Annotated in this window: 18 protein-coding genes; 11 read left to right on the forward strand and 7 right to left on the reverse strand. The window is 62.4% G+C overall.

Annotation, left to right across the window (positions count from 1 at the left end; all coding sequences use genetic code 11):
- The first annotated feature begins 136 nt into the window (after positions 1-136).
- From HX814_RS21365 to HX814_RS21375, 3 genes are all read left to right on the forward strand, one after another.
- The gene (locus HX814_RS21365; RefSeq protein ID WP_371318532.1) at positions 137-949 is read left to right on the forward strand and encodes an inner membrane protein YpjD; all 813 of its coding nucleotides are present in this window, start codon (positions 137-139) and stop codon (positions 947-949) included.
- Between the two features lie 12 nt (positions 950-961).
- Entirely contained in the window at positions 962-2,200 is a 1,239-nt protein-coding gene (locus HX814_RS21370) for a transporter associated domain-containing protein (RefSeq protein ID WP_003209592.1), read from the forward strand.
- A gap of 221 nt (positions 2,201-2,421) precedes the next feature.
- On the forward strand, positions 2,422-3,732 hold the full coding sequence (locus HX814_RS21375) for an MFS transporter (protein WP_177008147.1): 1,311 nt from the start codon (positions 2,422-2,424) through the stop codon (positions 3,730-3,732).
- Between the two features lie 94 nt (positions 3,733-3,826).
- On the opposite strand, the gene purT is transcribed toward HX814_RS21375, so the two are convergent.
- The 5 genes from purT to HX814_RS21400 form a co-directional block, all read right to left on the reverse strand.
- Positions 3,827-5,008, reverse strand: a complete 1,182-nt coding sequence (purT, locus tag HX814_RS21380; protein ID WP_023659130.1) for a formate-dependent phosphoribosylglycinamide formyltransferase — start codon at positions 5,006-5,008, stop codon at positions 3,827-3,829.
- 69 nt (positions 5,009-5,077) lie between these two features.
- The gene (locus HX814_RS21385) at positions 5,078-5,545 is read right to left on the reverse strand and encodes a hypothetical protein (protein ID WP_003209599.1); all 468 of its coding nucleotides are present in this window, start codon (positions 5,543-5,545) and stop codon (positions 5,078-5,080) included.
- A gap of 164 nt (positions 5,546-5,709) precedes the next feature.
- A complete protein-coding gene (locus tag HX814_RS21390; protein WP_177008148.1) occupies positions 5,710-5,925 on the reverse strand; it encodes a DUF1289 domain-containing protein in 216 nt (71 codons plus the stop codon).
- Complete coding sequence (locus tag HX814_RS21395) at positions 5,922-6,446, reverse strand: gamma carbonic anhydrase family protein (protein ID WP_003209603.1); 525 nt, start codon at positions 6,444-6,446, stop codon at positions 5,922-5,924. Before HX814_RS21395 ends, HX814_RS21390 begins: the two co-directional genes overlap by 4 nt.
- 39 nt (positions 6,447-6,485) lie before the next feature.
- Positions 6,486-7,088, reverse strand: coding sequence for a CoA pyrophosphatase (locus tag HX814_RS21400; protein ID WP_076017515.1), 603 nt, complete (start codon positions 7,086-7,088; stop codon positions 6,486-6,488).
- Positions 7,089-7,234: 146 nt separating this feature from the next.
- On the opposite strand from HX814_RS21400, the gene HX814_RS21405 reads away from it, so the two are divergent.
- The 7 genes from HX814_RS21405 (at position 7,235) to nagE (ending at position 15,748) form a co-directional block, all read left to right on the forward strand.
- Complete coding sequence (locus HX814_RS21405) at positions 7,235-7,783, forward strand: NUDIX hydrolase (RefSeq protein WP_177008149.1); 549 nt, start codon at positions 7,235-7,237, stop codon at positions 7,781-7,783.
- A gap of 42 nt (positions 7,784-7,825) precedes the next feature.
- Positions 7,826-8,329 carry a murein L,D-transpeptidase family protein gene (locus tag HX814_RS21410; RefSeq protein ID WP_003209608.1) on the forward strand — a complete coding sequence of 168 codons (504 nt, stop codon included), beginning with the start codon at positions 7,826-7,828 and terminating at the stop codon, positions 8,327-8,329.
- 263 nt (positions 8,330-8,592) lie between these two features.
- Positions 8,593-9,351 (forward strand): GntR family transcriptional regulator, encoded by a 759-nt coding sequence (locus HX814_RS21415; protein WP_003209609.1) that lies wholly within the window; start codon positions 8,593-8,595, stop codon positions 9,349-9,351.
- Between the two features lie 10 nt (positions 9,352-9,361).
- Positions 9,362-10,468, forward strand: a complete 1,107-nt coding sequence (gene nagA, locus HX814_RS21420) for an N-acetylglucosamine-6-phosphate deacetylase (RefSeq protein ID WP_177008150.1) — start codon at positions 9,362-9,364, stop codon at positions 10,466-10,468.
- Entirely contained in the window at positions 10,449-11,471 is a 1,023-nt protein-coding gene (locus tag HX814_RS21425; protein ID WP_023659131.1) for an SIS domain-containing protein, read from the forward strand. Before nagA ends, HX814_RS21425 begins: the two co-directional genes overlap by 20 nt.
- 36 nt (positions 11,472-11,507) lie before the next feature.
- Positions 11,508-14,015 (forward strand): phosphoenolpyruvate--protein phosphotransferase, encoded by a 2,508-nt coding sequence (gene ptsP, locus HX814_RS21430; protein WP_177008151.1) that lies wholly within the window; start codon positions 11,508-11,510, stop codon positions 14,013-14,015.
- Positions 14,016-14,089: 74 nt separating this feature from the next.
- The gene (nagE, locus tag HX814_RS21435) at positions 14,090-15,748 is read left to right on the forward strand and encodes an N-acetylglucosamine-specific PTS transporter subunit IIBC (RefSeq protein ID WP_218175043.1); all 1,659 of its coding nucleotides are present in this window, start codon (positions 14,090-14,092) and stop codon (positions 15,746-15,748) included.
- Between the two features lie 179 nt (positions 15,749-15,927).
- On the opposite strand, the gene HX814_RS21440 is transcribed toward nagE, so the two are convergent.
- Positions 15,928-16,239 (reverse strand): NGG1p interacting factor NIF3, encoded by a 312-nt coding sequence (locus HX814_RS21440; RefSeq protein ID WP_087695123.1) that lies wholly within the window; start codon positions 16,237-16,239, stop codon positions 15,928-15,930.
- 4 nt (positions 16,240-16,243) lie between these two features.
- Complete coding sequence (gene purL, locus HX814_RS21445; protein WP_177008153.1) at positions 16,244-20,140, reverse strand: phosphoribosylformylglycinamidine synthase; 3,897 nt, start codon at positions 20,138-20,140, stop codon at positions 16,244-16,246.
- A gap of 288 nt (positions 20,141-20,428) precedes the next feature.
- Here purL and mltF point away from each other — a divergent pair, with 288 nt between their 5' ends.
- The gene (gene mltF, locus HX814_RS21450; protein ID WP_177008154.1) at positions 20,429-21,889 is read left to right on the forward strand and encodes a membrane-bound lytic murein transglycosylase MltF; all 1,461 of its coding nucleotides are present in this window, start codon (positions 20,429-20,431) and stop codon (positions 21,887-21,889) included.
- The last annotated feature ends 74 nt before the right edge of the window (positions 21,890-21,963 follow it).

Below are 21,963 nucleotides of genomic sequence, written 5' to 3' on the forward strand. Positions count from 1 at the left end.
GAGCCTGCGGCGTGGGCAGGTCGCGGATTATAGCGAAGACTGTCGCCATGCACACCCGCTGTCTGGCCTGAGAGTCTTTCGTGTTACGCAGGTGTATGCCAAACTCAGCGCCTTTCGGGCCTGCTTAACAGGATTTATGCTCCCTTTGTCACCCAGTTTGCTACCCAGCCTCGCCGCCGCCATCTTGTATGCCGCTGCGACCCTCTATCAGGGCACTCGTCTGGCCCAAGGCGCCAAGGCCGACAAACGCCTGCTGGTAGGCCTTGGCGTCCTCGCCCTGCTGGCTCACGCCGCCAGCCTGTTCACGCACTTGATGACGCCGGTCGGCCTGGGCCTGGATTTCTTCAGCGCTGCCAGCCTGATTGCCGCCGCGGTGATCGTGCTGACCCTGATGGCCTGCTACCGGATCCCGGTGGAGAACCTGCTGGTGCTGTTGTTCCCGCTCGGGATGCTGACGGTGCTGCTGGCGCAATTCACACCGACCGGCACCGTGCAGGTCATTGATGAAGAGCCGGGCATCCTCGCCCACATCCTGCTGTCGATCCTCGCCTACGGCATGTTCACCATCGCGGTGTTCCAGGCCTTGCTGCTGCTGTTGCAAGACCACCAGCTCAAGCACAAGCACCCGTCGGGGCTGATCAAGAACTTCCCACCGCTGCAAACCATGGAAAGCCTGCTGTTCGGCTTCCTCTGGGCCGGCTGGACGCTGCTGTCGCTGTCACTGATCTCCGGCTGGCTGTTCGTCGAGAACCTGTTTGCCCAGCACCTTGTGCATAAAACCCTGCTGGCCTGCCTGGCCTGGGTGGTGTTCAGCGTGCTGCTGTGGGGCCGCAACCGTCTCGGCTGGCGCGGGCACAAGGCGATCCGCTGGACCCTGGCCGGTTTCTGCCTGCTGATGCTGGCCTATTTCGGCAGCAAGCTGGTTCGCGAATACATCCTGCATATCTGACGGGCAGCCGACATGGACAACTTGCCCTTGGGGCCGATGCTTGCGGTAGTAGCCTTGCTGGTTTTATGGTCGGCGCTGTTTACCGCCATCGAAGCCGCCCAGCAACATTTGCTGGCCCTGCGCCCCGGCACCCGCCAGGGTGACAAAGCCGCCGCCCGCCTGAACTTCCCGCGCAACAGCCTGATCCTCTGCAACACCCTGTGCCGCGCCGTGGTGGTGATTCTCTGCACCCTGCTGGCGATCTACGCCTGGGCGCAAAACGGCCCGTGGCTCGGCTGGGTGATCTCCAGCGCAGTGCTGCTGGTGCTGGCCGACTATCTGCCGCGTGCCCTGGCCACTCGCCACCCGCAAACCATCCTTGGCTTCGGCAATACCTTGCTGAGCGTGCCGCTGAAAATCCTTTATCCGCTGGCCTGGCTGCTCAACGGTGTCAGCCTGTTGCTGCTGCGCCCGTTCACCCGCAAGCCCGGGCTGGTCAAGAAGAGCGACGAGCCGCAGCCGGACCAGGACGACGAGCCGGAAGCCGAAATCCCCAACACCCGCGCGCCGGGCATGCCGGGCATCCACGCCCTGGACAACATCACCGTCAACGACATCCTGGTGCCCCGCAGCGAAGTGGACGGCATCAACCTGGATGACCCGGTAGAGGAAATCATCGAGCAACTGCGGGTTTCCACCCGAACCCGGCTGCCGGTGTTCCACAGCGACATCAACCAGGTCGAGGCGGTGCTCAACACCCGGCAGATCCGCCACCTGCTGCCGGACGCCAGCCTGACCAAGGAAGCCCTGCTGGCCGCCTGCCACGAGCCCTACTTCGTCCCGGAAAGTACACCGCTGCAACTGCAATTGCTGAACTTCCACAAGCAACAGCGCCGCCTGGGCATGGTGGTGGATGAATACGGCGAAGTGCTGGGCATCGTGACCCTGGAAGATATTCTTGAAGAAATCGTCGGTGAGTTCGAAAGCGAGCAGCACCTCGACAACCCGCACATCCAGCCGCAACTGGATGGCCGCTACGTGATCGACGGCGCCGCCTCGATCCGTGACTTGAACAAAACCCTCGGCTGGCACCTGCCCAGCGACGGCCCCAAGACCCTCAACGGCCTGGTGACCGAAGCACTGGAGACCATTCCGGATTGCGCCGTGTGCCTGAAAATCGGCCGCTATCGCCTGGAAATCCTCGAGACCGAGGACAACCGCGTCGCCAAGGTGCTGATCTGGCACACCAGCACGGTGCCGGTCGCCGCTTAAGCCCCTTGTTGGATCCGCAAACCCCTTCCTATAATCGGGCGGCTTACCCAAGCCCCGCCCGACCGCGTGCTACCCGCACTGAGCGCGTCCAGGCAGCGTTTTACCGTGTCTGACCGGTGTTTGCTCCCATCCCGAGCCGCCCCGCGCACAACCCTGATCCATGGGTGTTCGACCAATAATAATCCGCGTCCAAACGCGCAATGACCGTCAGGGATACCTCAATGAGCACCACCTATAACGAGACGGCGACCGCCGCCCCGACCAACTCGACGGCCCGGGTCGCCACCGCGAGCATCATCGGCACCGCCATCGAGTTCTACGACTTCTATATCTACGCAACTGCCGCCGCGCTGGTGATCGGCCCGGTGTTCTTCCCGCAAACCTCCGGCACGGCGCAGATGCTCGCCTCGTTCCTGACCTTCGGTATCGCGTTTATCGCGCGGCCACTGGGCTCGGCGCTGTTCGGCCACTTTGGTGACCGGATTGGCCGCAAGTCGACACTGGTGGCTTCCCTGCTGCTGATGGGCGTGTGCACCACGCTGATCGGCTTGCTGCCCGGTTATGACAGCATCGGGGCCTGGGCACCGATCCTGCTCTGCGTACTGCGCTTCGGCCAGGGCCTCGGGCTTGGCGGCGAATGGGGCGGCGCGGCGTTGCTGGCCACCGAGAACGCCCCGAAGGGCAAACGCGCCTGGTTCGGCATGTTCCCGCAGTTGGGCCCGTCGATTGGTTTTCTGGCGGCCAACGGGCTGTTCCTGATCCTGGCCATGAGCCTGAGCGACGAGCAGTTCCGCAGCTGGGGCTGGCGCATTCCGTTCATTCTCAGCGCGGCGCTGGTGATGGTGGGCCTGTACGCGCGGCTCAAACTGCACGAAACTCCAGTATTCGCGAACGCCGTGGCCAAGGAAGCGCCGGTGAAGGTGCCGCTGGTGGAACTGTTCAGCCAGCATTGGCTGCCGGTCCTGCTGGGTGCAGCCTCGATGGTGGTGTGTTATGCGCTGTTCTATATCACCACCGCGTTTTCCCTGAGCTACGGCGTGTCTACGCTGGGTTACAGCCGTGAAACCTTCCTCGGGCTGTTGTGCTTCGCGGTGCTGTTCATGGGCGCGGCGACGCCGCTGGCGGCGTGGGCCAGCGACCGTTACGGGCGTAAGCCGGTGCTGATTGTCGGTGCGATCCTGACCATCCTTTCCGGCTTCACCATGGAGCCGTTGCTGACCCACGGTTCAACCTGGGCCGTGGCACTGTTCCTGGCGCTGGAGCTGTTCCTGATGGGCGTGACGTTTGCCCCGATGGGCGCGATGTTGCCGGAACTGTTCCCGACCCGCGTGCGTTATACCGGTGCTTCGGCGGCGTATAACCTGGGTGGGATCGTGGGTGCGTCGGCGGCACCGTTCTTCGCGACCAAGCTGGTGGCGATGGGCGGTTTGAGTTATGTCGGCGGGTATGTGTCGGCGGCAGCGGTGATCAGCTTGATTGCTGTGTTGTGCCTGAAAGAGACGCGCCATAACGATTTGAACAAGGTCGCCTGATAAACCGTCTTCGGGAGCAAGCCCCCTCCCACATTTTGATTTGCGAATACATTCAAATGTGGGAGCGGGCTTGCTCGCGATGGGCGCGACTCGGTTACAGCTCTACAACAACAGCCTTCGAAGCACGAGTGGCTTTAGCCCGCGCTGCCTCAATCGACTCATCCCGCGCCAGCGCCACGCCCATACGGCGCTGGCCATTCACTTCCGGCTTGCCGAACAGACGCAACGCCGTATCCGGCTCGCTCAAGGCTGCACCCAGGTTGGAAAACGCCGTCTGGGTCGACTTGCCTTCCACCAGGATCACCGCCGAAGCCGAAGGCCCGAACTGACGGATCAACGGGATCGGCAGGCCGAGAATTGCCCGCGCATGCAGGGCGAACTGCGACAAGTCCTGGGAAATCAGGGTCACCAGGCCAGTGTCATGGGGGCGCGGCGACACTTCGCTGAACCACACCTGATCGCCTTTGATAAACAGCTCGACGCCAAACAGACCACGACCACCCAACGCTTCGGTTACCGCCTTGGCAACGCGCTCGGATTCCGCCAGTGCAATCGGGCTCATGGCCTGTGGCTGCCAGGATTCCTGATAGTCGCCCTTCTCCTGACGGTGACCGACAGGCGCACAGAAGGTAGTGCCGCCAATGTGGCGCACGGTCAGCAGGGTGATTTCGTAGTCGAAGTCGATAAAGCCTTCGATGATCACGCGGCCCTTGCCGGCACGCCCGCCTTCCTGGGCGTAATCCCAGGCCTTTTGCACGTCATCGGCGCTGCGCAGCAGGCTCTGGCCCTTGCCCGACGAACTCATCACCGGCTTGACCACACACGGGAAGCCCAGGTCGGTGACGGCCTTGCTGTAGTCCTCGAAGGTGTCGGCGAAGTGGTACGGCGAGGTCGGCAGGTCCAGCTCTTCGGCGGCCAGGCGACGGATGCCTTCGCGGTTCATGGTCAGCAACGTCGCGCGGGCGGTCGGGATCACGGTGAAGCCTTCGGCTTCCAGCTCAACGAGGGTGGCGGTGGCGATCGCTTCGATTTCCGGCACGATGAAGTGCGGCTTTTCGGCTTCGATCACGGCACGCAGCGCGGCACCGTCGAGCATGTTGATCACGTGGCTGCGGTGGGCAACCTGCATGGCCGGCGCGTTGGCGTAGCGATCCACGGCAATCACTTCAACGCCCAGGCGTTGCAGTTCGATTACCACTTCCTTGCCCAGCTCACCGCAGCCACACAGCATTACGCGGGTCGCGGTTGGCGACAATGGAGTTCCGATTCGGGTCATCTCAGGTCCTCAGGGGAGCGGATCGTGGGGAGAAAGGCCGGCATTTTACATGAACTGTAAAGATTGGCTTCAGTTGGCGACGCGCTGCCGGCGCAAACGCCAGGCCATGGCCAGCCACACCACGGTAACGCCGGCGAATTTCGACACCAGGGCAGTGCCGGCGACCGCGGGCGTCAAGGCGCCGATCAGGCCGAAAAAGATGAAGGTATCGAGGGGGATACTCAGCGCCGAACTTATCCACAGGCGGTCGTGGAGTGGGCGCTTGGTGATGCTGAACACCAGCCAGTCAATGCATTCGGACACCGCGAACGCCGTGGCGCTGGCCAGGGCGATGGACGGATCGGAGGTGATATAGGACAGCACCAGCGCCGCCAGCATGGCGATGATCGCGCCATGGCCGAAACGGGTTTGCACCATGTCCCGCAGGACAAATACCAGGCCGCCCCAGGCAGACCAGATCACATCCAGGTGCGGAGCGGTAGAAAAGGCGAAGTTGATCAGCACGACGCTGCTGATGTAGGCAATCAGGAAGAACATGGGGCGAGGGACCTGTGAACAAGGGGCACAGGGTACTTCACATTTGGAAATATGTCGTCTGGGCGGGCCCTTTCGCGAGCAAGCCCGCTCCCACATTTTGAACGCATTCCTCCAAGATAAACGCAATCAAATGTGGGAGCGGGCTTGCTCGCGAAAGCGGTCTATCAGGCGCCGGACTTCCCCGGAATCATCCACACCAGCCCACTCGCCTTCGCCCGCTCATGGCACAACCCCAGCACTACCCGGCGCTCGGTATTGTCCATGCGACTCCAGCGGGTAATCTCTTCCACCGTGCGCTGGCATCCCGTGCAGATATCATCGTCATCCAGCGCACAAATGCTCACGCACGGCGAGGCGACGGGTCGTTCTACCGGGATCATTCTTCCTGCTCAACCAGATCACGGGCATACCGCTGGGAGTTATGCACATAGTGCGCAGCGCTGGCCTCGAGCATTTTCTTCTGCACGTCGGTCAGTTCCCGCACCACCTTGCCCGGCGAGCCCATCACCAACGAACCATCGGGAATTTCCTTGCCCTCGCCGATCAGCGAATTGGCGCCGATGATGCAGTGCTTGCCGATCTTCGCCCCGTTAAGAATCACCGCATTGATGCCAATCAGGCTGTAATCGTCGACGGTGCAGCCATGCAACATGGCGTTATGGCCGATGGTCACGCCGGTGCCAAGGGTCAGCGGGTAACCCATGTCGGTGTGCATCACGCTGCCGTCCTGCACGTTGCTGTTCTTGCCGATCAGGATCAGCTCGTTGTCGCCGCGCAACACCGCGTTGAACCAGACGTTGGCGCCCTCCTCCAGCTTGACCTTGCCCACCAGCGTGGCATTGGGGGCCACCCAGCTGTTGGGATGGGTTTCGACTCGGGCGTCGCCCAGGCGGTATTTCATAGGTGGATCCTCACGGCAGGAACGATGGCCATCTGGCTCTTAGGTATTGATGAAGCTTTTCGGCGGTCGATGCAGGCTGATGTCGGCATCGTCATAGAGCAGATTGATCAGCTCGACGATCATGATCGCCGTCAGGCCCCAGATCTTGTATTCGCCAAACCGGTAACTGGGCACATACCAACTGCGGCCCTGGTAATCGATACGGTGGGTATGTTCGCGCGGGTCCTGGCGAAAAAACTCCAGGGGCACGCTGAAAACCGCGGCGATCTCGGCGTCATTGGCCAGGTATTCGACGTAATCGGGGATAACGCCTACATAAGGCGTGACACGGATACCGTGCAGGGAAATCAGCGGGCTCAACGGGCCGATGACTTCCACCAGGCCCGGCGGCAGGCCGATCTCTTCTTCGGCTTCGCGCAGCGCGGTGAAGATCAGGTCCGGGTCTTCCGGGTCGCGGCGCCCGCCAGGGAATGCCACTTCGCCGCCATGGGTGGATAACCCGCTGGCGCGCAAGGTCAGGATCAGCTCGGGTTCGTCACTGCGGGTGATCGGCACCAGTACCGCCGCTTCCGGGAAACGACCGTCGGTCTCCAGCGTGCGTGGCGTATGATTGCTTACCCGGCGAAGTAGCTCGTCCAGCATGAGTCATCTCGGTCTGTTGGCTACCTTGCATCATGCACCAAACCGTGCGCACGCCCAACCCCAAAACCCTGGCCATGTCGCTAAACGACAACTTGCAGCCCATACCCGGTCACGCCAAGATAGGCGCACTCTCCAGGAACCCCAGCATGAACTTCTGCAGCCAGTGCGGTAAACCGGTCACCCAGCGCATTCCCGAAGGCGACGCACGCTTGCGTTATGTCTGTGATCACTGTCAGACCATTCACTACCAGAACCCCAATATCGTCGCGGGCACCGTACCGGTGTGGGGCGAGCAGGTGCTGCTGTGCCGCCGCGCCATCGAGCCGCGCCTGGGTTTCTGGACCTTGCCTGCCGGCTTCATGGAGAACGGCGAGACCGTCGAACAGGCCGCCATGCGCGAAACCCTGGAAGAAGCCTGCGCCCGGGTGCGCAACCTGAGCATCTACACCCTGATCGACGTGCCGCACATCAGCCAGGTGCACATCTTCTACCGGGCCGAACTGATCGACCTGGATTTTGCCGCCGGCCCCGAAAGCCTTGAAGTGCGCCTATTCGATGAAGCCGACATCCCTTGGTCCGAGCTGGCTTTCCGCACGGTCGGGCGTACCTTAGAATGCTTTTTTGCTGACCGTCGGCAACAGTCGTATCCGGTGCGCAGCGAATCGGTGCCGCCGCTGACCCAGTTGGCCAAATAACAATCCAGGCGGCACGTAGTCTTTTCAGGGGATACCGTTTCAATGCGTTGGTTGCTTGCTCTGATCTGCCTGTCGTTTGCCACGCTGTCGCCAGCCTCCACCCAAGTGATCCTGGGGGGCAAACCCGTCGAGAAAATCCTGGTGCTCAAGTCTGCCCATCAGTTGCAACTGATCAATGACGGCAAGCCCCTCAGGACCTACCGCATTTCCCTGGGCAAGAACCCCAAGGGCACCAAGCTGATGGAAGGCGACCGCCGCACCCCGGAAGGTTTCTACTGGATCGACTGGCGCAAGACCAGCGACCGCTTCAACCTGGCCATGCACATCTCCTACCCCAATATCAGCGATTCCGCGCGCGCCCGCCGCGAAGGGGTCAAGCCCGGCAGCATGATCATGATCCACGGCACCCCCGACGCCGAGGACTACCCCGAAGAGCTGTTCCACACCCTGGACTGGACCGACGGCTGCATCGGCATGCGCAATGTCGACATGCGCGAAGTCTGGAACCTGGTGAAAGACGGCACGATGATCGAGATTCGTCCGTAATTTCCTGCCCCTCGTAAAATAATTCAAAAAAAATTCCCGCCCCATGGGTGGCCTGCCGATGAATACCAGTTCACCTCGGCAAGCTGCGCGCTTCTGCCTGAAATAAAGACCTCTCTAATACCACTTGAACTGGCGCACTATTAAGGCGCCCGCAAACGCTCGCCTGCACTGTTTTCGCTGCATTGACATGGTATTTAAGTGGTATTAGCTTGCGATCACTACCGGGCGACAACACTCCAATAACCGCATCGGAAACCGACACGATGAACCCCATCCTGGCCCTGCGCCCCGACGATAAACAATCGACGCCGCTGTACCTGCAACTGGCCCGCAACCTCGAAGCCGCGATTCATGCCGGCCAGTGGAAATCCGAGCAGGCTTTGCCGTCGGAACGTGCCCTCAGCGAGCAACTGAGCATTTCCCGGGTGACCGCCCGCAAGGCGCTGGAAGTGCTGTTCGAACAAGGTCTGATCCGTCGCAGCCAAGGCTCCGGAACCTTCATCACGCCACGCCTGGAACAACCGCTGTCGCGCCTCTCGGGCTTCAGCGAAATGCTCCGGCTCAAGGGCTTTGTGCCGACGTCCCAATGGCTCGAGCGCGACATCACCCCGCCGACCCATGAAGAATTGATTCGCCTGGGCCTGTCACCCAGCGACAAAGTCGCGCGGCTCAAGCGATTGCGTAAGGCCGACGACACGGTGATGGCGATTGAAATGACCGCCATGCCCGCCTCCGTCCTCCCCCACCCGCAGGCCATCGGCAATTCGCTGTACGAATACCTGGAAAGCATCGGCAAACCCATCGTGCGCGCCCTGCAACACATCCAGGCGATCAACGCCTCGGACGAGTTCGCAGCCCTGGTGGGCATCGCCCCTGGCACCGCCATGCTGCTGATGACCCGGGTGGGCTACACCGCCGACAACACCCCGATTGAAATCACCGACACCTACTGCCGCAACGACTACTACGACTTCGTCGCAGAACTGCGCCGCCACGACTATTCCGCTGAACTGCGAATTTAGAGAACTGCCCATGTCCGAAGACAATATCCTCACGCCACACGGCTGGATTCGCGGCCGCCTGGTGCACCAGCACGGCAAGGTCACTGCCGTAGAAGGCAGCCCGTGCAACCCGGCTGACAACGACCTGCCGTACCTGCTGCCAGGCTTTATCGACCTGCACGTGCACGGCGGTGGCGGCAAAGACATCATGGAAGGCACCGACGCCTTCCACACCATCACCCGCACCCACGTGCGGTTTGGCACCACCTCGCTGCTGGCCACCACCATGACCGCGCCGGTGGACGAAATCACCCGCGTGCTCGGCGAAATCGGCACCTATTGCGAAAGCCGCCCGACCGGCACCGCTCGTGTCCTGGGCGTGCACCTGGAAGGCCCCTACATCAATCCGGGAAAACTCGGCGCACAACCGAACTTCGCCCACACCGCCTTGATGGCCGAAGTCGAAGAATACCTGCGCCTGGCGCCGATCCGGGTGATCACCATTGCTCCGGAAATCGCCGGCCATGACGGCCTGATCCGCGCCCTCAGCGAACGTGGCGTGCGCATGCAGATCGGCCACACCCTGGGCAGCTATGAAGAAGGTGTCGCCGCCCTCGCCGCCGGGGCCACCAGCTTTACCCACTTGTACAACGCCATGAGCCCGCTGCATCACCGCGAGCCCGGCATCGTCGGCGCGGCCCTGGCCCACGCCAAATACGCCGAGTTGATTCCCGACCTGCTGCACGTGCACCCCGGTGCCATGCGCGTGGCGCTGCGCTCGATCCCGTGCCTGTACTGCGTCACCGATTCCACCGCCGCCGCCGGCATGCCCGACGGCGAATACAAGCTGGGCAGCCACACCGTGACCAAGTGCCTGGGCGGCGTCCGCCTGGCCGATGGAACGCTGGCCGGCAGCACCCTGACCATGGACCAGGCGTTGCGCAACCTGGTGAAGATCGGCCTGCCGATCAGCGAAGCCTCACAACGCCTGTCGCAATTTCCTGCGGACTACCTGGGCCTCGAAGAACGCGGTCGCCTGCAACCCGGCAGCTTTGCCGACTGCGTGCGCCTGGACCGCTCCCTGCACCTCACCGACGTAATGGTCGAAGGAGAAACCATTGACTTCAAAAATGCTTGAAGAGGCCCTGGCCTCCTGTGAGGCCGTCGAGGCTCAACTGCAACGCCTGGACCCGCTGCTGGTGGAAGTCGCCGGCCGCCTGCGTCGCCAGCCACCGCAAGTGGCGATGACCATCGCCCGTGGCAGCTCGGACCACGCCGCCAGTTACTTCGCCTACCTGACCATGCAACATCTGGGGATTCCGGTGGCGTCGCTGCCGATGTCGGTGGTGACCATGCTGCAATCGCCGCTCAAGGTCAGCGGGCAAGTGGCGTTCGGTTTCTCCCAGTCGGGACAGAGCCCGGACCTGGTCAACAGCCTGCGCCTGTTGCGCAAGCGCGGCGCCTTGAGCATCTCGATGGTCAACGCCGAAGACTCGCCACTGGAAGCCGCCTGCGAATTCCATGTGCCGCTGTGCGCCGGGCCGGAACGCAGCGTCGCCGCCACCAAAAGCTTTATCGCGACCCTGAGCGCCAGCGCCCAGCTGATCGGCCACTGGAATCAGGAAGACGAGTTGCTGCAAGCCTGTAAGGCACTGCCCGAAGGTTTGCGTGAAGCCGCCAGGCAAGACTGGAGCCTGGCCATCGACGCCCTGCGCGACTGCCAGCAACTGATGGTGATCGGCCGTGGCGCCGGTTTTGCCATTGCCCAGGAAGCCGCGCTCAAGCTCAAGGAAACCTCGGCGATCCAGGCCGAAGCCTTCAGCAGCGCCGAAGTGCGCCATGGCCCGATGGCTCTGATCGATGACAACTACCCGCTGCTGGTCTTCGCCCCACGCGGCGCCGAACAAGCCGGCCTGCTGAGCCTGGCCGCAGATATGCGCCAGCGCGGTGCCCGCGTGCTGCTGGCCGCTCCCGATGACATCGCCGAGCGCGACCTGACTCTGAGCCGCGCCGAACACCCGGCCCTGGACCCGATCCTGGCGATCCAGAGTTTCTACGTGATGGCCGCCGGTTTGGCAGAGGCCCGGGGCATGGACCCGGACCAACCGCGTCACTTGAGCAAAGTGACCCGCACCCACTGAGTTGATTGCAGCGTTTTCCTGATGAGTACCGTGCCCATGTCCCACAATAATAAAGACCTCACCCTCAGCGCTCCCCTCAGTGGGCCGGTGCTGACCCTGGGCGACGTTCCCGACGAAGTGTTCGCCAGTGGCGCCATGGGCGACGGCATTGCCATCGACCCGCTCAACGATTGCCTGCACGCGCCGTGTGATGGCGTGATCATCCACGTCGCCCGCACCGGGCATGCGCTGACCATTCGCGCCGATAATGGCGCTGAATTGCTGATGCACGTGGGCATCGACACGGTGGAATTGAATGGCGAAGGCTTTGCGCTGCGGGTCAAGCAAGGTGCGCGCGTCAGCAAGGGCCAGGCACTGGTGCAGTTTGACCTGGACCTGATTGCGCGCCAGTGCAAAAGCCTGGTCAGCCTGATCATCCTGACGAACAGCGAGCTGTTTGAGCTACGGCCGATCACCTTGAAAACAGTGAAGGTCGGCGAGCCGCTGCTGCATGTGGTTGCACGGTTGGCCGGTGCAGCGAAAGTGATTGATGAGTCGGTCACCGAAGCCAGCGCGACTATTCGCATCACCCATCGTGGCGGCCTGCATGCGCGCCCCGCTGCCTTGATCCGCAAGACTGCACAGGCATTCAGCAGCCAGTCGCAGCTGCATTTCGCTGGCAAGTCGGCTTCGTGCGACAGCCTGATCGGCTTGATGGGCCTGGGGATTGGTGAGCAGGACGAGGTGCAGGTCACCTGTCGTGGCAAGGATTGTGAAGCGGCGCTGCAAGCACTGATCGCTGCGCTGTCGGTGGAAGCTGGCGAAGCGCATCACGCTCCAGTGGCCGTCGCCCCACGCCGCGCGAATACCGAAGCCGGAGTACTGCAAGGCGTGTGTGCCGCGCCGGGGTTGGTCTGCGGCCCGTTGTTCCGCCTGAACGGAATCGAGCTGCCGGTGGACCCGGGCAACAACGTGCCGGATGAACAATTGCAGCACCTGGACAGCGCCCTGGAACAGGTGCGTAGCGAAATCCGCCACACCCTGGACCAGGCCCGTCAGCGCAAGGATGTGGAGGAAGAAGAGATCTTCGCCGCCCACCTGGCCCTGCTGGAAGACCCTACGTTGCTGGAGGCCGCCACCGCCGCCATCGAACAGGGCAGCGCCGCCACTCACGCCTGGCGTGATGCGATCCAGGCCCAATGCGCGGTGCTGCTGGCACTGGGTAAACCGTTGTTCGCCGAACGCGCCAACGACCTGCGCGACTTGCAGCAACGCGTGCTGCGGGCGTTGCTGGGCGAGGCCTGGAATTTTGATTTGCCGGCCGGCGCTATCGTCTCGGCCCATGAGCTGACCCCATCGGATCTGCTGCAACTGAGCAATCAACACGCCGCCGGTATCTGCATGGCCGAAGGCGGCGCGACGTCTCATGTGGCGATTCTGGCGCGGGGTAAAGGCTTGCCGTGCGTGGTTGCACTGGGCACTGAATTGCTTGATGTGCCCCAAGGCCAGCGCGTGGTGCTGGATGCCGCCAACGGCCGCCTGGAGCTGACGCCGGATGATGCGCGCCACGCCCAGGTTCACCAGTTGCGCGATGCACAGAAACTGCGGCGCCAACAGCAGCACGCGGAGGCTCAAGGCACCGCCAGCACTCAGGATGGCGTGCGTATTGAAGTGGCCGCGAATGTCGCCTCCAGCGTCGAAGCCCAACTGGCCTTCGAGAATGGCGCCGATGGCGTCGGCCTGCTGCGCACAGAATTTCTCTTCGTCGACCGCCGCACCGCGCCCGACGAGCAAGAGCAGCGCCAGGCCTACCAAGCCGTACTGGATGCCATGGGCGACAAATCAGTGATCATCCGCACCATCGACGTCGGCGGCGACAAGCAACTCGACTACCTGCCGCTGCCGTTCGAGACCAACCCGGTGCTGGGCCTGCGGGGCATTCGCATGGCCCAGGTACGCCCGGAACTGCTGGACCAGCAACTGCGTGCCCTTCTCCAGGTCAGCCCGCTGGAACGTTGCCGCATCCTGCTGCCAATGGTCAGCGAAGTCGACGAACTGCTGCACATTCGCCAGCGCCTCGATGAACTGTGCGCCGAGCTGGAACTGACCCAACGCCCGGAACTGGGGGTGATGATCGAAGTGCCCGCGGCGGCGCTGATGGCCGAACAACTGGCCGAGCACGCGGACTTTCTGTCCATCGGCACCAATGACCTATCGCAGTACACCCTCGCCATGGACCGCGACCACGCCGGCCTCGCCGCCCGGGTCGATGCCATGCACCCGGCGCTGTTGCGGCTGATCGCCCAGACGTGCATCGGCGCAGCCAAGCATGGGCGCTGGGTCGGTGTGTGCGGGGCGCTGGCGTCCGACCCGCTGGCCACGCCGGTGCTGATCGGTCTGGGCATCAGCGAGCTGTCCGTCAGCCCGCCGCAGATCGGAGAAATCAAGGACCGTGTCCGTCACCTGGACGCAGCCCAATGCCGGCAACTGAGCCAAAGCCTGCTTAACCTGAGCAGCGCCAAAGCCGTTCGCCAAGCCTGTCAACACCACTGGCCGCTGAGCTGAAAACAACAAGAATAGGGAGACACGCCGTGTACCAATATTTTATCGAAGGGCTGCAACGCCTGGGCCGTGCGCTGATGCTGCCGATCGCGATTCTGCCGATCGCCGGCCTCCTGCTGCGACTGGGCGACACTGACCTGCTGAACATCGCGGTGATGCACGACGCCGGGCAGGCGATCTTCGCCAACCTGGCGCTGATCTTCGCCATCGGCATTGCCGTGGGTTTTGCCCGCGACAACAACGGCACGGCGGGCCTGGCAGGCGCCATCGGTTACCTGGTGATGGTCTCCACCCTCAAGGTGATGGACGCCAGCATCAACATGGGCATGCTCGCGGGCATCGCCAGCGGCTTGATGGCCGGTGCGCTGTATAACCGCTTCAAGGACATCAAGCTGCCGGAGTACCTCGCATTCTTTGGTGGGCGACGGTTTGTGCCGATCGTCACCGGGTTCTCCGCAGTGGCGCTGGGGGTGATCTTTGGTTTGATCTGGCCACCCGTGCAGCAAGGCATCAACAGCTTCGGCGTGCTGCTGATGGAAAGCGGCAGCTTTGGCGCGTTCGTGTTTGGCGTGTTCAACCGCCTGCTGATCGTCACCGGCTTGCACCATATCCTCAACAACATGGCGTGGTTTGTGTTCGGCACCTTCACCGACCCGACGACCGGCGCGGTAGTGACCGGCGACCTGACTCGCTACTTTGCCGGCGACCCGAAAGGTGGGCAGTTCATGACCGGCATGTTCCCGGTAATGCTGTTCGGACTGCCGGCGGCGTGCCTGGCGATGTACCGCAATGCACTGCCGGAGCGGCGCAAGATCATGGGCGGGATTTTCCTGTCGATGGCGCTGACCTCGTTCCTGACCGGGGTCACCGAGCCGATCGAATTCGCCTTCATGTTCCTCGCGCCGTTCCTGTACCTGGTGCATGCGCTGCTGACCGGGTTGTCGATGGCGATCACCAACATGCTCAACATTCACCTGGGCTTTACCTTCTCCGGTGGGTTTATCGACATGGTGCTGGGTTGGGGTAAATCCACCAACGGCTGGTTGGTATTCCCGGTTGGGCTGGCGTATGCGGTGATCTACTACAGCGTGTTCAATTACTGCATCCGTCGCTTCAATTTGAAGACGCCGGGGCGCGAGGATATTCAAGTCGCGCAGGCTGAGGCCATGACCGATAACCAGCGGGCCGGCGCTTACATTCGCGCGCTGGGTGGTGCAGAGAATCTGCTGAGTGTGGGTGCTTGCACGACGCGTCTGCGGCTGGACATGGTGGATCGCAACAAGGCGGTGGATGCCGAGCTGAAAGCACTGGGTGCCATGGCGGTGGTTCGGCCGGGCAATGGCGGGAGTTTGCAGGTAGTGGTCGGGCCGATGGCGGACAGCATTGCCGATGAGATTCGGTTGGCGATGCCTTCGTATGTTGCGGCGCCTGCGGTGGTGGTAGCGCCTGTTGAGAAGAGCACACCGGTGAATGTGCATGAGGCCGAGAAATGGCTGAGTGCGCTGGGCGGTCGGGCCAATGTTTTGCAACTGGATGCGGTGGCGATGACGCGGCTGCGGGTGGAGTTGGGGGATGGTTCGGTGTTGTCGGAATCTCAACTGACGGCGCTGGGTTGCCAGGGTGTGAGCCAGCTTGAGAGTGGGATTTGGCACTTGCTGATTGGTGACAAGGCTTCGGGGTTGGGTGAGGCGTTGGAGCGGTTGGTCAGTGGCCGTGAGGTTGGGGTAAAAGCCTGAATCTTTGCTGAGCATCAGGGCCTCTTCGCGAGCAAGCCCGCTCCCACATTTTGATCGGTGCCCGTCATGGCAACGCGGTCAAATGTGGGAGCGGGCTTGCTCGCGAATGGCCGTGACAGGCAACAAAAAACCCGCTGACCAAACTGGCCCAGCGGGTTTCTTGTTTTTCAACCAGCGAATCAAAAATCCGCCAACTGCCACACCTCATACGCCGGTGTCTCGTACGGATGGCTCAGTTTCAACGCAGCCACTACAGCCACGATCAACTCATCCGCCACCACCAACTCAACCTTCCATTCTTCAACCACTTCAACCTGCCCCACCTGCCCGATAAACGGCTGGCTGCCGTCCATCGCGCGGAATTGGCCCTGGCCCAGGACCTGCCAGGCGCAGCTGTCGTAGTTGCCGATGCGCCCGCCGCCAGCTGCGAAGACGGCGGTTTTCACCGTCTCCACGTGGCTGTCGGGCACAAAGAAGCTGAGCTTGTACACCGCCTTAGTTCACCCAGACGCGAGCGTTACGGAACATGCGCATCCACGCGCCGTCTTCGTTCCACTCTTCCGGGCGCCACGAGTTCTGCACGGCACGGAACACACGCTCCGGGTGCGGCATCATGATGGTGACGCGACCGTCGCGGCTGGTCAGGCCGGTGATCCCGCGCGGCGAGCCGTTCGGGTTGGCCGGGTAGCCTTCGGTGACCTTGCCGTGGTTGTCGACAAAACGCAGGGCCACAGTACCGGACAGGTCGGCTTCCAGCAGTGCTTCTTCGCTGGCGAATTCCGCATGGCCTTCACCGTGGGCGATGGCGATTGGCATGCGCGAACCGGCCATGCCTTGCAGGAAGATCGAGTTGGATTCCTGTACCTGGACCATCGCAACACGGGCTTCGAACTGCTCGGAGCGGTTACGCACAAAGTGCGGCCAGAACTCGCTGCCCGGGATCAGTTCGCTGAGGTTGGACATCATCTGGCAACCGTTGCACACACCCAGGGTGAAGCTGTCGTTACGCTCGAAGAAACCCTGGAACGCGTCGCGGGCACGGCTGTTGAACAGGGCCGATTTGGCCCAGCCTTCACCGGCACCCAGTACGTCGCCGTAGGAGAAACCACCGCAGGCAACCAGGCCTTTGAACTCGTTGAGGTCGACGCGACCGGCGAGGATGTCGCTCATGTGCACGTCGATCGCATTGAAGCCGGCACGGTCGAACGCCGCCGCCATTTCCACCTGGCCGTTGACGCCCTGCTCACGCAGTACGGCCACTTGTGGGCGGATGCCTTTCTTGATGTAAGGCGCGGCGATGTCCTGGTTGACGTCGAAGCTGAGCTTGGTGCTCAGGCCCGGGTTGTCTTCTTCCAGGATCACGTCGAATTCCTGCTCGGCGCAGTCGGCGTTGTCGCGCAGGCGCTGGATCTGGTAGCTGGTCTCGGCCCACTGGCGTTGCAGCAGGCGGCGCTGGCCTTCAAACACGGTTTCGCCGTTGAAGACGATGTTGATTTCACCGTTGTTGATCGGCTGGCCAATCACGGCCACGCAGTCGCCCAGGCCAGCGGCGCTGAACTGTGCGAGTACGTCCGGGGTTGCGTCCTGGCGAACCTGGATCACGGCGCCCAGCTCTTCGTTGAACAGGATTGCTGCGATGTCGGCGGAAGTTTCTGCCAGGCCATCGAGGTTCAGGCTCAGGCCGCAGTGACCGGCGAAGGCCATTTCCACCGCGCTGGTCAGCAAACCACCGTCGGAACGGTCGTGGTAAGCCAGCAGGTGGCCGTCGGCGTTCAGGCCCTGGATCACGGCGAAGAAAGCTTTCAGGTCTTCGGCGTCATCGACGTCCGGGGCCTGCTTGCCGAGCTTGCCGTGCACCTGGGCAAGGATCGAGGCGCCCATGCGGTTCTGGCCGCGACCGAGGTCGATCAGGATCAGGTCGGTGGTGCCCTTGTCCATGCGCAGTTGCGGGGTCAGGGTCTGGCGAATGTCGGTGACTGGCGCAAAGCCGGTAACGATCAGCGACAGCGGAGAAGTGACGCTCTTGTCCACGCCTTCATCGTTCCAGCGGGTGGCCATGGACATGGAGTCCTTGCCCACCGGAATGGTGATGCCCAGCTCAGGGCACAGCTCCATGCCGACCGCTTTCACGGTGTCGTACAGGCGCGCATCTTCACCCGGGTGACCGGCAGCGGACATCCAGTTGGCCGACAGCTTGATGTCGGAGATCTTGGCGATACGCGAAGCCGCGATGTTGGTCAGGGTTTCGCCGATGGCCATGCGGCCCGACGCCGGGGCGTCCAGCAGCGCCAGCGGAGTCCGCTCGCCCATGGCCATGGCTTCACCGGTGTACACGTCGAAGCTGGTAGCGGTGACGGCAACGTCAGCCACCGGGACCTGCCACGGGCCGACCATTTGATCACGGGCAACCAGACCGGTGATGGTGCGGTCGCCGATGGTGATCAGGAAGCTTTTGCTGGCAACGGCCGGGTGGTGCAGGACGCGCTCCACGCAGTCGGCGATGGCCAGGGTCGACGGGTCGAAATCGTCGCCCAGTTCGTTTTCACGCACGGCCGAACGGTGCATGCGCGGGGCTTTGCCCAGCAGCACTTCCAGCGGCATGTCCACCGGGCTGTTGCCGAAGTGGCTGTCGGTGACCGTCAGTTGCGGCTCGGCAGTGGCTTCGCCGACCACGGCAAACGGGCAGCGCTCGCGCTCGCAAATCGCCTGGAAGCGTTCGAAGTCTGCAGGACCTACCGCCAACACGTAGCGTTCCTGGGATTCGTTGCTCCAGATTTCGTGCGGAGCCATGCCCGGCTCGTCGTTTGGAATGTTGCGCAGTTCGAAACGGCCGCCACGGTCGCCATCGTTGACCAGTTCCGGGAAGGCGTTGGACAAGCCACCTGCGCCGACGTCGTGGATGAAGCTGATGGGGTTTTTGTCACCCAGTTGCCAGCAACGGTCGATGACTTCCTGGCAACGGCGTTCCATCTCAGGGTTTTCACGCTGTACGGAAGCGAAGTCCAGGTCGGCCGAGCTGGTGCCGGTGGCCATGGAGGAAGCGGCGCCGCCACCCAGGCCGATCAGCATCGCCGGGCCACCGAGGACGATCAGCTTGGAGCCGACCAGAATCTCGCCTTTCTGTACGTGTTCGGCGCGGATGTTGCCCATGCCGCCGGCCAACATGATCGGCTTGTGGTAACCGCGCACTTCATCGCCACGGGGGGTGGTGATGGACTGCTCGAAAGTACGGAAGTAACCGGTCAGGGCCGGACGCCCGAATTCGTTGTTGAACGCGGCGCCGCCCAGCGGGCCTTCGATCATGATGTCCAGCGCGGTGACGATGCGCTCAGGCTTGCCGTACGGCACTTCCCACGGCTGTTCGAAGCCCGGGATCTGCAGGTTGGACACGGTGAAGCCGGTGAGGCCGGCCTTTGGCTTGGCGCCACGACCGGTTGCACCTTCGTCGCGAATCTCGCCGCCGGAACCGGTGGCTGCGCCCGGGAACGGGGCAATCGCGGTCGGGTGGTTGTGGGTCTCGACTTTCATCAGGATATGCACCGGCTCCTGCACCGCGCCGTACTGGCGGGTTTCAGGGTCCGGGAAGAAACGGCCGGCGACAGAGCCGACGATGACCGAGGCATTGTCCTTATAAGCCGACAGAACGCCTTCGCTGTGCATCACGTAGGTGTTCTTGATCATGCCGAACAGGCTTTTTTCCTGGCTCTGGCCGTCGATGTCCCAACTGGCGTTGAAGATCTTGTGGCGGCAGTGCTCGGAGTTCGCCTGGGCGAACATCATCAGTTCGATGTCGTGGGGGTTGCGCTTCAGGCCGATGAAGGCGTTGACCAGGTAGTCAATTTCGTCTTCGGCCAGGGCCAGGCCCAGCTCGGTGTTGGCGGTTTCCAAGGCGGCACGGCCACCACCGAGCACGTCAATCGCGGTCAGCGGCTTGGGCTCGGCGTGGCTGAACAGACCGGCGGCCTGTTCCAACTGGCCCACGATGATCTGGGTCATGCGGTCGTGCAGGCTGCTGGCGATCAGCTCGGCCTCGGCCTCGCTGAACTGGCCTGCTACATAGAAGGCAATCCCGCGTTCCAGGCGCTGGATTTTGTCCAGGCCGCAGTTGCGGGCGATGTCGCTGGCCTTGCTCGACCAGGGCGAGATGGTGCCGAACCGTGGCAGGACCAGGAACAAGCGGCCGTTAGGCTCTTGAACAGGAACGCTGGGACCGTACTTCAGAAGGCGCGCCAGCACTTGCTGTTCGTCGGCGGTCAAAACGCCAGTAACGTCGGCGAAGTGAGCAAATTCAGCATACAAGCCACTGACAGAAGGTACCTTCTGGCTCAGTTGCTCAAGGAGTTTGCTGTGGCGAAAGGCAGAAAGGGCAGGAGCGCCGCGCAGGATCAACATCTTCGGGACAGCCTCGGGAAGGGGGGTGTGCTTTGAGGCCGTGCATTCTAGCGTAAACCGTCGCCAACGGCACCCGAAACGGCACCAGTGGCCGCAGCCGGACGTCAGTTGGCATAAATCGCACGATATCATATGGCCATATAGGCTATTCCGGGCAGTTATTTTAACCGTCACAATCGGCTGCCAAGCCCCGTTTCTGCGGGCTGCAGCCAAGGTTTACGGGCGCTAGCAGACAAGTGCCCCGCTGTCGAGATATGGCGCCGAGGGTCCTTTGCGTATACTGCGCAGATGTTCTCCCCTACTGCTTTACGCCCGCGATGCGCCAAATGGCTCTTCGTTACCGGACTCTTCCTGCTGCTCAGTGCGTGTGTGGATAAACCCAACACGCTCGAGCGAATCAAGGAGGATGGCGTATTGCGGGTGGTCACCCGAAACAGTCCGGCCACTTATTTCCAGGACCGTAACGGCGAAACCGGCTTCGAATACGAACTGGTGAAACGTTTTGCCGACGAGTTGGGGGTAAAGCTCGAGATCGAGGCGGCCGACAACCTGGATGACCTGTTCTCACAGATCGGCAAACCCAACGGCCCGGTACTGGCCGCCGCCGGCCTGGTCAGCAGTGAACAGCGTCGCCAGCAAGTGCGTTTCTCCCACCCTTATCTGGAAGTCACCCCGCAGATCATCTACCGCAACGGCCAGTCCCGGCCGACCACCGCGGCAGACCTGGTGGGCAAGAAGATCATGGTGCTCAAGGGCAGCACCCACGCCGAGCAACTGGCGCAGCTGAAAAAACAGTTTCCCGGGATTGACTACGAAGAGTCCGACGCCGTTGAGGTGGTCGACCTTCTGCGCATGGTGGATGAGGGCCAGATCGACCTGACCCTGGTGGACTCCAACGAAGTGGCGATGAACCAGGTGTACTTCCCCAACGTGCGGGTGGCCTTTGACCTCGGTGACGCCAGCCATCAGGCCTGGGCGGTCGCCGCCGGCGAAGACAACAGCCTGCTCAACGAGGTCAACAACTATCTCGACAAGGTGGAAAAGAACGGCACGCTGCAACGCCTGAAAGATCGCTATTACGGGCACGTCGATGTACTCGGCTACATGGGCGCCTACACCTTCGCCCAGCATCTGCAGCAGCGCCTGCCCAAATACGAGAAACACTTCCGGGCCTATGCCAAGGAAGAAAAGGTCGACTGGCGCCTGCTGGCGGCCATCGGCTATCAGGAATCACTCTGGCAGCCGGCGGTGACCTCCAAGACCGGCGTGCGCGGCCTGATGATGCTGACCCAGAACACGGCGCAGGCCATGGGCGTGTCCAACCGCCTGGACGCCAAGCAGAGCATCATGGGCGGCGCCAAGTACCTGGCCAAGATCAAGGATGAGCTGGACGACAAGATTGCCGAGCCGGACCGCACCTGGTTTGCCCTGGCGGCGTACAACGTCGGCACCGGGCATTTGGACGACGCGCGCAAGCTGGCCGAAAAAGAAGGCCTGAACCCGAACAAGTGGCTGGACGTGAAGAAGATGCTGCCGCGCCTGTCGCAGAAGCAGTGGTACAGCAAGACGCGTTATGGCTATGCCCGTGGCGGTGAGCCCGTGCATTTTGTGGCGAACATCCGGCGTTACTACGACATTCTGACGTGGGTGACGCAGCCGCAGCTGGAAGGCAACCAGGTGGTCGAAGGCAACCTGCATGTGCCGGGTGTGGACAAGACCAAGCCGACGGAAGAAACCCCGCCGCTGTAATCCCCCGATTCTCCAAACACCACAAAACCAATGTGGGAGCGGGCTTGCTCGCGAAGGCGATGGTTCAGCCAGCA

Source organism: Pseudomonas sp. C8002 (assembly GCF_013385765.1).
GTDB lineage: Bacteria > Pseudomonadota > Gammaproteobacteria > Pseudomonadales > Pseudomonadaceae > Aquipseudomonas.

Bases quoted from the DNA above. Each gene is read 5' to 3' on its own strand.
- HX814_RS21400 (WP_076017515.1), bottom strand. From the start codon at position 7,088: ATGCTGGACGAGCTACTTCGCCGGGTAAGCAATCATACGCCACGCACG.
- purL (WP_177008153.1), bottom strand. From the start codon at position 20,140: ATGTTGATCCTGCGCGGCGCTCCTGCCCTTTCTGCCTTTCGCCACAGC.
- HX814_RS21385 (WP_003209599.1), bottom strand. From the start codon at position 5,545: ATGTTCTTCCTGATTGCCTACATCAGCAGCGTCGTGCTGATCAACTTC.
- HX814_RS21395 (WP_003209603.1), bottom strand. From the start codon at position 6,446: ATGAAATACCGCCTGGGCGACGCCCGAGTCGAAACCCATCCCAACAGC.
- HX814_RS21375 (WP_177008147.1), top strand. From the start codon at position 2,422: ATGAGCACCACCTATAACGAGACGGCGACCGCCGCCCCGACCAACTCG.
- nagE (WP_218175043.1), top strand. From the start codon at position 14,090: ATGCTGCCGATCGCGATTCTGCCGATCGCCGGCCTCCTGCTGCGACTG.
- HX814_RS21410 (WP_003209608.1), top strand. From the start codon at position 7,826: ATGCGTTGGTTGCTTGCTCTGATCTGCCTGTCGTTTGCCACGCTGTCG.
- HX814_RS21405 (WP_177008149.1), top strand. From the start codon at position 7,235: ATGAACTTCTGCAGCCAGTGCGGTAAACCGGTCACCCAGCGCATTCCC.
- HX814_RS21390 (WP_177008148.1), bottom strand. From the start codon at position 5,925: ATGATCCCGGTAGAACGACCCGTCGCCTCGCCGTGCGTGAGCATTTGT.
- mltF (WP_177008154.1), top strand. From the start codon at position 20,429: ATGTTCTCCCCTACTGCTTTACGCCCGCGATGCGCCAAATGGCTCTTC.
- HX814_RS21415 (WP_003209609.1), top strand. From the start codon at position 8,593: ATGAACCCCATCCTGGCCCTGCGCCCCGACGATAAACAATCGACGCCG.
- HX814_RS21365 (WP_371318532.1), top strand. From the start codon at position 137: ATGCTCCCTTTGTCACCCAGTTTGCTACCCAGCCTCGCCGCCGCCATC.
- ptsP (WP_177008151.1), top strand. From the start codon at position 11,508: ATGTCCCACAATAATAAAGACCTCACCCTCAGCGCTCCCCTCAGTGGG.
- nagA (WP_177008150.1), top strand. From the start codon at position 9,362: ATGTCCGAAGACAATATCCTCACGCCACACGGCTGGATTCGCGGCCGC.
- purT (WP_023659130.1), bottom strand. From the start codon at position 5,008: ATGACCCGAATCGGAACTCCATTGTCGCCAACCGCGACCCGCGTAATG.
- HX814_RS21370 (WP_003209592.1), top strand. From the start codon at position 962: ATGGACAACTTGCCCTTGGGGCCGATGCTTGCGGTAGTAGCCTTGCTG.